Here is an 11,292-nt window from a genome sequence, read left to right on the forward strand (position 1 = left end):
ATCGGCCGTCCTCTAATATTCAAAGTGATAGCGAGCGGACGTCAGCACCCGAGGAGCGGATTAGATCGGCCACAGGATCGCCGCACGGCCGCCTTCCTGCCGATCAGGGCAGCGCCAGGTCTTGCGCCTCGACAAAGGCCCCGAGCTCCTCGAAATTGTCGAAGCCGAGCGGACGCTGCCCCTCCTCGATCTCGTAGATCATGGAGCAGAGCCTGGCTGTCAGCCGCGTGTCGGCACCGACCGCATTGCCATAGTCGACCAGCTTGCCCACGGATGAGCGGACTTCGGACGGGCGCTTGCGGTAGACGATGTCCCACCAGATGCCCGAGCCCTTTTTCTTGAAGTCGTGCTGCGGCTTCTGGTCCTTCTTCAGCAGCCAGATGGCATGGTTGATGTTGTCGATCAGCTTCTGCGTGTCGGCCGGCGTCTGCGGCCGGTAATTGGCGGGGTCGAAGAAGTCGAACTTCTCGACGGTGATGCCATTGGCCACCGCAATGCCCAGCGCTTCGCGCACAACGGCGCCCGCGATGCGCGCGTAACGTGGATTGCCCAGGGTCTCGTGGATGCGAGCGTCCGCCAGCGCGGAAAACACGACCTGGACCGAATAGACCTCCTTGGCCCAGATCTGTCCCCAGATGTTGTCGGAGACCTGCACCTCCGTCAGCGAAGACAGCTTGTCGGCCAGCTCGGCCAGGCGTGGCGTCGCCGCGCCCTGCATCTCGCCAAGCTGGATCGGGCCTTCGTGGACGAACTCGATATGACCGGGATCGACCAGCGCGCCGCCATAATTGGGAATGGAGCCGATCACCCGCTCCATGCCGCCAAGCCCCGCTTCGGCCAGCATGTCGGCGATCAGCGGCTCGTTGAAGCCGTTCTGGAACGAGACCACGAACGTGTCCGGCCCGAACAGGGGGATCAACTCGCGCAGCGCCTCGCCAGTGTGCTGCGACTTGGTGGCGATCAGCACCGCCTCCAACGGGCCGGTCAGCTCGTGCGGGTGCGCGGCGGGAACGCGCAGATGCAAGTCGCCGCGCACGCCGTCGATGCGCAGGCCATCCCGCTTGATCGCGTCGACATGCTCGGCCCAGCGATCAACCAGCACCACGACGTGCCCCGCCTGCGACATGAACGCGCCGGCCAGCCCCCCGATTGCGCCCGCCCCGATGATCGTGATCTTCACGCCGCATCCCCCGTCTCGAACATCGCGCCGGCATGGCGGAACGCCTTGAACTCGAGCGCATTGCCCGAAGGATCGCGCACGAAGAAGGTGGCCTGCTCACCCGGCGCGCCGACGAAGCGGTGTTGCGGTGCGAGAACGAAATCCGCCGTACGCTCGCGCAGCCGGTCGGCCAGCGCATGCCACTCGTCCCAGCCGAGCACCGCGCCAAAGTGGGCGAGCGGCACCGTCTTGCCGGCGACCAGCGTCGTCAGCTCAGTTTCCGGCCTCGGGCCGATATGCGCGGAAATCTGGTGACCGAAAAAGTCGAAATCAATCCAGTTCGGCGCCTCGCGCCCGGTGGTGCAGCCGAGTAGCTCTGCATAGAAAGTTCGCGTGGATTCGATATCGTCGACGCGGAAGGCGAGGTGAAAGGGCGTCATGCTCGTCTCTGAACAGAAATGATGCTGGCCGTTTAGCGCATTGCGCCCGCGACCAAAGACGCTCTAAAAGTCTTGAGCCATGACTTTTACGCACCGATGCGCCGCCGCCTCCTCCCCTCGCTGACGGCGCTCCGCACGTTCGAGGCGGTGGCGCGCTGCATGAGCTTCACGGAAGCCGCGGGCGAGCTGAACGTCACGCAGAGCGCGGCAAGCCGGCAGGTCCGCATCCTCGAGGAATATGTCGGCGGATCGCTGTTCGTGCGGACGCGTGGCCGGCTGGAGCTGACCGACGAGGGTCGCATCTATGCGGCGGAGCTGAAGGACGCGCTCGACCGCATGGAGTTCGCCACCCTCCAGGCGATGGCCTATGAGCGTGGCGGCGGCGTGCTGCGCGTCGGCGTGCTGCCCACCTTCGGCACGCGGTGGCTGATCCCGCGCCTGTCGCGCTTTTCAAAGGCGCATCCCAAGATCACGCTCAACCTCAATGCCGGCGATGGCGCGGTCGATTTCGGCATGCAGGGCATCGATGTGGCGATTCGCTTCGGCAGCGGCCAATGGCCGGATGCCGTGTCATACCGCCTCGGCCTCAGCGAGGAGATGGTGGTCGTGTGCAGCCCCGATCTGCGCGCGGGCGACAGGGCGCTGACCAGCCCGGAGGAGCTGCGTCATTTCGTGCTGCTCCAGCACACCACCCGCCCGCAGGCCTGGTCGCAATGGCTGGCGGAAGCGCGCATCGACGATGCCGATCCCGCGGTGGGGCCTAGCTTCGAGCATTTCTTCATGCTCATCCAGGCGGCGGTCGCGGGGCTTGGCGTCGCGCTCCTGCCGCGTTTCCTGATCGCCGACGAACTGCGCACTGGCGCACTGGTGGCGCCGCTTGCGCAGACGACGGTGTACGAGGGCGGCTATTACCTGATCTGCCCGGCGGCGCGAAAGGAATTGACCAAGATCCGCGCCTTCCGCGATTGGCTGCTGGAGGAAAGCGCCGTCACCACCCCGCTGGATGCGGCCTAGCCGATCAGAAGCCGTCCGCCTCGCCGCAGCGGCGCGGGTCCGCGGTCGCGCACAGCGCGCCGTCCGCGTCGCGGTAGCACATCTGGAACGAGCCCATGTGCCAGTCATAAGCGGGCATGACGGACACCGGAATGCCCAGCCGCTGCAACCCGTCGAGCGTATCGGCTGAGATCCGGTCCTCGATCACGAGGCCGCCATCCTCGGCCAGTTGCAGCATTCGCGGGGCGGAGATGGCGTCGTAAGGATCCATGCCGAAATCGAGCAGGTTGGCCAGCACCTGCGGCACCGTGCAGAAGACGTTGCCCGGCGTGCCGAGCGCATAGAGCGGCGCGCCATCCTGCAGCACGAACGTGTTGCCGACAATGGTGCGCAGCCGCGCGCCCGGCACCAGCTTGATGTCGAAATGCCCGCTGACGCCGGCGAAGCTGGCGTGGCTGCCCACCATCGGCACGCCGCCTACGACCGCACCGGGGATGCCGCCCGATTGCAGCGTGTTCATCATTTGCACCCAATTGCCCTCCGCATCGACGATGCTGAGTTCGCAGCTGCCGGACGGCTGCTTGGTTTGCGCATCGAGCGACGGGATGCCAGCGAGGCCATGCTCGTCCAGTCGCGCGCCGGGCTTGCGGACGAGGCGGAGATGCTCGGTCAGATCGTGGCTCGGCCGCATGCCGCGGATCAGCCGGGCGAGGCTGCGGTGAAAGTCGCCGTCGAGCAGCTGGTCGGTCGCATAAGGCGCCACGGTCGGATCGCCGGTGAAGCCGCAGAAATAGAGACCGAGGCGCAGCGCATGTGCCATGGCGAAGAGATGCTCGGCGGAGCCCGGCTCCATCGAGCGGATGTCGAGCTGCTCGAGAATGCTTAGCACCATCGAAAGGAACGCACCCTGCTGCTCGGGCGGGGCGAGCGCGACGATCTCGTGCCCGGCATGGGCGATGCGCAGCGGCTCGATCCAGCGCGGCGGGTTCTCGGTCATGTGGCGAAGCTCGATCGGCCAGCCCATCGCGTTGGCATGCGCGACGAACGCCTGCGCCCACGCCCCTTGGATCATGTGGTCCGGCCCGTCCGCCGCCACCCCGCGCAGCGTTTCGGCCAGTGCCGGATTGCGGAAGCGCGTGCCCACGGCGGGATAATAGCCGCCCGGCATGTAGAAGCGGCGACCCTCGGGAAAATAGGTGATGAAGTCCTGCTCGGACACGGTCACCGCATATTCGAAGGATGAGACGACATGCCCGTCCTCCGCCCAGCGGATCGCCGGCTCGACCAGACTTGACCAGCGCGCGCTGCCGAAGCGGGCATGCATCGCCTGCAGGCCGGGCATGAAGCCGGGGATGACCGCCGCCGGTGGCATGCGGGCATAGCCGGTCGACATCTTCGGGATCGGGCGGAACGGCGCGAGACCGGTCGGGAAGGTGCCGGCACTGTGCAACTGGTGGAATTGCCCGGTTGCTGCCTCGCGGTAAAGCAGGCTGATCGTGCCGGTATGATTGGTCATGAACGGTTCGACCGTCGCCTGCACCATGCAGCCCGCAATTGCTGCATCGATGGCGTTGCCGCCCCGCCGCATGGTATCGAGGATTACCTCGGTGACGATCGCATTGTCGCTGCTGCACGCGGCGGAGACGCCCCGCACCGTACGCTTTGGGCCGGGATCGCGGAGGTAGCGGGCAAGAGGATCGGACATGTTCATGCGCCGCAGGATGGCGGCAGCCGCAGCGGCATGACCAGAGCCGGAAAAGTTCACCGGACATGAGTTTTCTGTGCGCTGCGCCGCAAAATTTACGCTGGTTGACGGCGCACCCCGGCCATAAGCTTGCCCCGAACAGACCGATACGGGACGACGATGAGCGCCAGCAGCAGCGATACCGGAACCGAACTGACCGCCGTCACGATGGGCATCGACCGCTTCGAGCGGGACCATGCAAAGGGCGACAGCCTGCTCGACGGCGAGGGCCTGGTGCCCATCTATATCGGTGACGATCTGGTCGAGCCGCGCAGCTACGCCGCGTGGGAAGAGGTGTTCGGCGATCTCGACGCACTCGCCACCCGCCCCGACGTGACCGCGGACGACGCGCGGGGCGTATTCCTTCAGGGCATGATCCGCTCGGTCAGGACGGCGGCGCGGCTCTTCTCCGGCGAGCAGCTGAGCTATGCCGAGAAGGTCCGCGATCTCGTCGGCGCCGAAGCCGCACCGACGCCGGAGGCGCGCATTGCCGAACTGTCGGACGAGCTCGACAGCCGGCTGACCGCTGCCGGCTTCGTCCGGGGCGATCTCCGCGCCCGCACCGAGGCGTGGGAAGAGGCGCGCGCCGTGCCGTCCGAAAAGCTGGAAGGAACGTTCCGCGAACTGATGGCGATCGCCAAGCAGCGCACCGCCGACATGATCTTCGACACCGCCGACTACGACATGCAGCTCAAACCGCTGCGTGGCGTGCCGTTCACCGCGCGTTGCGGCTTCATCGACCGGCGCATGGATCTGAATGTCGACAACGCCTTCAGCCGCGCCGCGCTGAAGCATCTCGTCGCGCACGAAGTCTATCCCGGCCACGCGACCCAGCTCCTCTACACCCGCGCGGAAGCCGCCGCCGGCCGCTCGCCTGCCGACGCGCTGCTCTGCACCGCCAACGCGGTCACCGGCTGCGTGCAGGAGGGCATTGGCGACCAGGGCGTCGAGCTGATCGACTGGATCGAGGACGATGACGACGCGCTCCACCTCGCGCTTCGCTCGCTGAAGAGCGCGGTGCAGACCACCGCCGCATGGCGCCTGATGCAGGAGGGCGAAGCCGCCGACACCGTCGCCGATTACATGCGCACGGTCGGTTGCGGGCAGGAAGCCTGGGTTCAGGGCCGCCTGCGCATGGCCAGCCACCCGTTCCGCGGTCCGTTTGTGCCTTCCTACTTCGCCGGCAACGAGAGCGTGCGCCGGGTGCGGGAGGCGGTGAGCGAGGCGCAGCGCCCCGCTTTCCTCCACCACCTCTACGCGCAGGTCCACAGTCCGGAGAGCCTGGAGATGTTCCCGATCGACGCGAAGGCCGCGGCATGAGCGGCGAGAAGCTGAAGGTCGGCCTGATCGGCGCGCATGCGTGGGCGGACAAGGCGCACCTGCCCGCCTATGCCGCGCACGAGCGGGTCGAGCTGGCCGCCATCTGCGACACTGATCGCGCGCGGGCGGAAGCGGCGGCGGCCAAGTTCGGGGCGGGCCGCGTCTACACCGATCATCGCGAGATGCTGGCCGATCCGTCGATCCGCATGATCGACGTGTGCACGCCCACCGCCACGCACCTGCCGCTCAGCCTCGATGCGATCGCTGCGGGCAAGCACGTCCTGTCGGAAAAGCCGCTGCACACGGAGGCCGCGCCGGCGTTCGACGCCGCCGCCCGCGCCAAGGCGATGGGCGTGCGCACCAAGCTCGGCTTCACCTTCCGCTACTCGCCCGCCATCCGGCGGCTGAAGGAGTGGGTCGCCTCGGGCGAGCTGGGCGAGATCTTCCACATCCACGGCTTCGAGCAGAATTCGCAATTCCTCGATCCCGATTTCGAGCTGCGCCAGTTCGATGTCCGCTCGCCGCGCGACAAGCTGATCCCGGCCTCCATCGTCGGCTACGGCTCGCACCTGATCGACCTGATGCGCTGGATCGGCGGCGAGTTCGGCTCGGTCGTCAGCACGATGAGCAATTACGTGCCCGAGCGGCTCGTCCGCGGGCTGGAGGGGCGGCAGCGCTTCAAGGTCGAGGACGGCACGGTCGCGCTGGTCGAATATCAGGGCGGCACGCAGGGCATGCTGCAGACGAGCTATGTCGCCGTCGGCAATTATCCGGGTGTCGAGATCCGCGTCTACGGCTCGAAAGGCGCGGCAGTGGCGCGGCTGATCTCCGAGTTCGGCGTGGCGGAGACGCTGAAGCGCGCATCGGCGGACTCGGTCGAGTTCAAGCCGGTCGAGCTGGGCGATGATGTGCTGCCGCCCGGCACCACGCTCGCGACGCCCTGGCCCGAGCTCTACTATCGCAACCTCATCCGCTTCTTCACCGACGAGATCCTCGAGGACCGGCCGGAAGAATGCACCTTCTTCGATGGCGCGAAGAGCCAGGAGATCGTCGATGCAATCATCCTCGCGCAGGCGGAGCGCCGCTGGGTGACGGTCGGGGAGGCACGGTGACCACGCCCGATCCGATCGCCGCCGCCTATCTGGAGCATCACGCCGAATACCGCCCCGTTGACCTGAGCTTCATGGGGCTGCCGGGCCACGATCACCGGCTGCCGCCGACCGCTGCCGGCACCGAAGGGGCGGAGCGCGCCGGCATCGCACGGCTGCGGGCGCTGCTGGACAGCGCCGGCGGGGCGGACGGGACGGGTGCGAGACTTGACCGGCGGATCACCGCCTCACAGCTGTCGCTGACGGAGGCTGCGCTCGACCGGCTGCCGCGCTTCGCCAACCCGGCTTGGTATACCGGCGAGGCCGCCTTCGCGATCATCGGCCTGCTTCTGCCGAGCGGCCGCCCTACCCCGGCCGATGCCGTTCGAGCTCGGCTCGATGCGCTGTCCGACTTCCTGGCGGACGGCCGTACCAGGCTGCGCACCGCCGCGGCGCCCGCCGCGCTTGCCGCCCGCGCGGGGCGAGAGGCCCGCGCTACGGCGGCCTTCCTGCGGAACGGCCTGCGCCTGCACCCCGATTATGACTCGGCGTGGGCGATGCCGGCCGAGCGCGCGGCCACTGCCTTCGAGGCGTTCGACGCCGCGCTCGCCGATCTGCCAGATGCGCCGAGTGCGGCGGGGCGGGACCATATCGAGTTGCTGATGCGCGACGCGCACGGCTTCGACTTCGGCATGGACGAGGCGCTCCGCCGTGCGCAGGCCGCGTTCGACACGCTGGGCGATGAGCTTGTCGAACGCGCCCGCCGCCGCGATCCGGCGCGCAGCTGGCAGGCGCAGGTGGCCGAGTTGAGCGAGCAGACGCCCGCTTCGCCCGATGCTGTGCTGGATCTCTGCCGCACGCTGGACACGCGCGCGCGCCGGGCTGCGGACAGACTTGTCACGCCCGCGGACGAATATGGCCTCGACTATCGCTGGCTGTCGCCGGACTTCATCGACGTCGCCGGACCCCTTTATTTTCTGCCCTATCGTTCGCCCCCGGCGGGCGCGGCGGGCAGCGGCAGTCCCTATTGGATCACGCCGCTTGCATCCGGGGGTGAAGTTCAGGCCTATCTGCGCGCCAATTCCGAGACCGCGGTCAAGGTGATCCATGCCGTCCATCACGGCAGCATCGGCCATCACACGCAGAATGCCCGCGCGCGCGCTGCGGCCTCGACGCTCGCGCGCGTCGGCGGCACCGATTGCGCGCTTGGCCTCGCTTTCCTGTCGTCGGGCACGATGGTGGAGGGCTGGGCCTGCTATGTGCAGGATCTGCTGCGCGAGGCACCGGGCTTCTATTCCGAGCTGGAGGAGATGTTCCTCGTCCAGCAGCAGCGCCGCAACGCCGCGAGCGTGCTGGTCGACATCCGCCTGCACACCGGCGAGTGGACACTCGCCGAAGCCGCCGCCTTCTACCGCGACGAAGCCGGCTTCGCGCCCGCACGCGTGGAGGCGGAGGTGACGCGCAACGTCATGCTGCCCGGCACGCGCCTGATGTACTGGCTGGGCACCGAGGCGATCCTCGACCTGCGCCGCCGCTGGACGGGCGACACGCGCGCCTTCCACGACACGCTGATCGGCTACGGCCACGTCCCGATCGCCTGGGCAGGCGATGAAATGGCGCTCGCGGGCAAGCTGGGGTGAGCGCGGCCGCGCCGATCCTCGACGTGCGCGGCCTGACCGTGGATTTCGCCGCTGCGGACGGCGGCACGATCCGCGCGCTGCATGGCATCGATCTGACGCTGACGCCCGGCGAGACGTTCGCGCTGGTGGGTGAGAGCGGCTCGGGCAAGTCGGTGACGAACCTCGCGATCATGGGCCTGCTCGCACGGAATGCGCGGGTCGGCGGGGAGGTGCGGCTGGAGGGTGTCGGCGATCTGCTGGCCTTATCGTCGCGCGCGATGGGCGCGGTGCGCGGCGGGCAGATCGCGATGATCTTCCAGGAGCCGATGACCTGCCTCAACCCCGTGCAGACGGTGGGCGCGCAGATTGGCGAGGCGGTGCGCCGCCATCGTGGCGGCAGCCGCGCGCAGGTGCAGGCGGCCGTGATCGAAGCGTTGGCCGAGGTCGAGATCCCCGATCCCGAGCGCCGCGCGCGCGCTTACCCTCATGAGCTGTCGGGCGGCATGCGGCAGCGCGTGGTGATCGCCATGGCGCTCGCCTGCCAGCCGCGCATCCTGATCGCCGACGAGCCGACCACCGCCCTCGACGTGACCGTGCAGGCGCAGATCCTCCGCCTGCTCGCGCGACTGCGGCGCGAGCGCGGCATGGCGGTCCTGTTCATCACCCACAGCCTGGCGGTCGTGGCCGAGATCGCCGACCGGGTCGCCGTCATGTACGGTGGCCGGATCGTCGAGCAAGCGCGGACCGCCGAACTGTTCGGTCACACGCGCCACCCCTATACGCGCGGGCTGCTGGAGAGCCTGCCCGTGCCGGCCGCGCGAGGGGAACGGCGGCTGCGGACCATGCCGGGCCAGGTGATCGACATTACGCGCCCGCCGCCGGGCTGCGCCTTCGGCCCGCGCTGCGCGCTGCGCATCGAGCCGTGCGACGAGGCGCCCATCCCCTTCTTCCCCGTTACGCCCGATCGCGCGTCGCGCTGCCTGCGCTGGGCGGAGCTATGAGCCGCCTGCTCGACGTGGCCGGCCTGACGGTCGACTTTCGCGGCCAGCGGCAGGGCTGGGTCAAGGCGCCGCCGGTGCGCGCGCTGAGCGACGTGGCACTGCACGTCGACAGCGGCGAGATCGTCGGCATCGTCGGGGAATCCGGATCGGGCAAGACGACGCTCGGCCGCGCCATTCTCGGGCTGATCCGGCCGACCGAAGGCAGCATCCACTTCGAGGGCACGCCGCTGGTCGGCGCGCCGCCGAAGCAAATGCGTGCGGTCAGGCGGCGGCTGCAGGCCGTGTTCCAGGATCCGACCTCCAGCCTCAATCCCAGCATGACGGTGGGCGCCGCCATCGCCGAGGCGCTGGCCCTTCATGGCATCGGCACGCGTGAGGAGCGGCCGGCGCGCGTCGCCGCCTTGCTGGAGCGCGTGGGCCTGCCCGCCTCCGCCGCTGCGCGTTACCCGCGGATGCTCTCGGGCGGACAGCGTCAGCGCGTTGGGATTGCCCGCGCGCTGGCGGTCGAGCCTGCGCTGATCGTCGCGGACGAGGCGGTGTCCGCGCTCGACGTGTCGGTGCAGGCGGGCATCGTCAATCTCCTGTCCGATCTGCGGGACGAGCTTGGCCTTGCCATGCTGTTCGTGTCGCACGACCTCTCGCTCGTCGGCTACTTCTGCGATCGGGTGGTGGTGCTTTATCTCGGCCGCGTGATGGAGAGCGGGCCGGTGGACGCCATCTTCGCTGCCCCCCGCCATCCTTATACGCGCGCGCTGATCGACGCCGCGCCGGCGATCGATCCCGCACAACGCTCCACCGCCACGGCTCCGCTTCGCGGCGATCCGCCGAGCCCGATGGCACCGCCCTCCGGCTGCGTCTTCCGCACGCGCTGCCCCCACGCAATCGCACGCTGCGCCGAAGTCGTGCCGCCGCTCGAAGGCCCGGCCGAGGGTCACCGCGCCGCCTGCATCCGCCAGGACGAGCTGACGTCCGCCAACCATCAGGAGTTTGTCCCGTCGTGAAGAGGCTGCTTGTTGCCGCGCGTGCCAATGCCGAGGCGTTCGCCACCTGTTTCCGGGCCGAACTGCCGGAGCATGAGATCGTCACGGCATTGCCGTCGGATGGCGGCGCGGTGGCCTATGCGGTGGTCGGCCGGCCCGAGCCGGGCCTGCTCGCCTCCATACCGGGCCTCGAACTGGTACTGAGCCTCAATGCAGGCGTCGAGCATCTGCTCGCCTCCGGAGAAGTTCCCCCGGGCGTGCCGATCGTCCGCATGGTCGATCCCGGGCTGGTCGAAGGCATGGTGGAATGGGTGTCGGCGCACGTGCTGGCGTGGCACCGCAACCTGTTCGCCTATCGCGACAAGCAGGTCGAGCGGCGGTGGGCGCCGGCTGCGGAGAAGCTGGCGCGCGAGCGGACAGTGACGGTGCTGGGCGCGGGCGCGCTGGGCGGACCGGTAGCGACGATGCTCGCCTCGTTCGGCTTCCGCACCCGCGCATGGAGCCGATCGCCTCGCACCCTACCCGGCATCGAGTGCTTCGCAGGTGAGGGCGGGCTGGCGGAGGCGGCAGCGGGCGCGGACATCCTCGTCAACCTGCTGCCCTCGACCGCACAGACGCTGAACGTGGTCGACGCGGCCCTGCTCGCGCAGCTGGCGCCGGGCGCGCTGCTGGTCAATGGCGGGCGCGGCGCGACGATGGTCGATGCCGACGTGCTCACCGCGCTCGACTCAGGCCAACTCAGCGCCGCCGCGCTCGACGTGTTCCGCACCGAGCCGCTGCCCGCCGACGATCCCTATTGGGCGCGTGAGGACGTGCTGGTCAGCCCGCATGTCGCGGCACCGACGCACGTTTCCACCTCCGTCGCGGTGATGGCGGAGAGCGTCCGCGCGTGGGAGCGGGGCGAGACGCCCGCCAACGTCGTCGATCCCGCACTCGGTTACTGACCGC

The 11,292-nt window shown here is 68.8% G+C and carries 10 protein-coding genes; 7 read left to right on the plus strand and 3 right to left on the minus strand.

Annotated features, from left to right (window positions below):
- Nucleotides 1-103: 103 nt before the first annotated feature.
- Together BM360_RS07310 and BM360_RS07315 are read right to left on the minus strand one after the other, a co-directional pair.
- A complete protein-coding gene (locus BM360_RS07310) occupies nucleotides 104-1,180 on the minus strand; it encodes a ketopantoate reductase family protein (protein WP_093312890.1) in 1,077 nt (358 codons plus the stop codon).
- Nucleotides 1,177-1,599 carry a VOC family protein gene (locus tag BM360_RS07315; RefSeq protein ID WP_093312892.1) on the minus strand — a complete coding sequence of 141 codons (423 nt, stop codon included), beginning with the start codon at nucleotides 1,597-1,599 and terminating at the stop codon, nucleotides 1,177-1,179. The genes BM360_RS07310 and BM360_RS07315 overlap by 4 nt, the downstream gene beginning before the upstream one ends.
- A 96-nt stretch (nucleotides 1,600-1,695) precedes the next feature.
- Here BM360_RS07315 and gcvA point away from each other — a divergent pair, with 96 nt between their 5' ends.
- Complete coding sequence (gcvA, locus tag BM360_RS07320; RefSeq protein WP_093312894.1) at nucleotides 1,696-2,613, plus strand: transcriptional regulator GcvA; 918 nt, start codon at nucleotides 1,696-1,698, stop codon at nucleotides 2,611-2,613.
- Between the two features lie 4 nt (nucleotides 2,614-2,617).
- Here the strand turns inward: gcvA and BM360_RS07325 are convergent, their stop codons facing one another.
- Nucleotides 2,618-4,297, minus strand: coding sequence for a gamma-glutamyltransferase family protein (locus tag BM360_RS07325; protein ID WP_093313866.1), 1,680 nt, complete (start codon nucleotides 4,295-4,297; stop codon nucleotides 2,618-2,620).
- A gap of 159 nt (nucleotides 4,298-4,456) precedes the next feature.
- Between BM360_RS07325 and BM360_RS07330 the strand changes: the two genes are divergently transcribed.
- Genes BM360_RS07330 through BM360_RS07355 form a run of 6 tightly spaced genes read left to right on the plus strand, consistent with a single transcriptional unit; the run spans nucleotide 4,457 to nucleotide 11,288 of the window.
- Nucleotides 4,457-5,656 carry a hypothetical protein gene (locus BM360_RS07330; RefSeq protein WP_093312896.1) on the plus strand — a complete coding sequence of 400 codons (1,200 nt, stop codon included), beginning with the start codon at nucleotides 4,457-4,459 and terminating at the stop codon, nucleotides 5,654-5,656.
- Nucleotides 5,653-6,768 carry a Gfo/Idh/MocA family protein gene (locus BM360_RS07335; RefSeq protein WP_093312898.1) on the plus strand — a complete coding sequence of 372 codons (1,116 nt, stop codon included), beginning with the start codon at nucleotides 5,653-5,655 and terminating at the stop codon, nucleotides 6,766-6,768. The genes BM360_RS07330 and BM360_RS07335 overlap by 4 nt, the downstream gene beginning before the upstream one ends.
- Nucleotides 6,765-8,384, plus strand: a complete 1,620-nt coding sequence (locus BM360_RS07340; RefSeq protein ID WP_207544540.1) for a DUF885 family protein — start codon at nucleotides 6,765-6,767, stop codon at nucleotides 8,382-8,384. Before BM360_RS07335 ends, BM360_RS07340 begins: the two co-directional genes overlap by 4 nt.
- Nucleotides 8,381-9,364, plus strand: coding sequence for an ABC transporter ATP-binding protein (locus BM360_RS07345; protein WP_165611229.1), 984 nt, complete (start codon nucleotides 8,381-8,383; stop codon nucleotides 9,362-9,364). The genes BM360_RS07340 and BM360_RS07345 overlap by 4 nt, the downstream gene beginning before the upstream one ends.
- Nucleotides 9,361-10,365 carry an ABC transporter ATP-binding protein gene (locus tag BM360_RS07350; protein WP_093312900.1) on the plus strand — a complete coding sequence of 335 codons (1,005 nt, stop codon included), beginning with the start codon at nucleotides 9,361-9,363 and terminating at the stop codon, nucleotides 10,363-10,365. Before BM360_RS07345 ends, BM360_RS07350 begins: the two co-directional genes overlap by 4 nt.
- Nucleotides 10,362-11,288, plus strand: a complete 927-nt coding sequence (locus tag BM360_RS07355; RefSeq protein ID WP_093312902.1) for a 2-hydroxyacid dehydrogenase — start codon at nucleotides 10,362-10,364, stop codon at nucleotides 11,286-11,288. The genes BM360_RS07350 and BM360_RS07355 overlap by 4 nt, the downstream gene beginning before the upstream one ends.
- The last annotated feature ends 4 nt before the right edge of the window (nucleotides 11,289-11,292 follow it).

It is taken from the genome of Sphingomonas jatrophae (genome assembly GCF_900113315.1).
GTDB classification, from domain to species: domain Bacteria; phylum Pseudomonadota; class Alphaproteobacteria; order Sphingomonadales; family Sphingomonadaceae; genus Sphingomonas_P; species Sphingomonas_P jatrophae.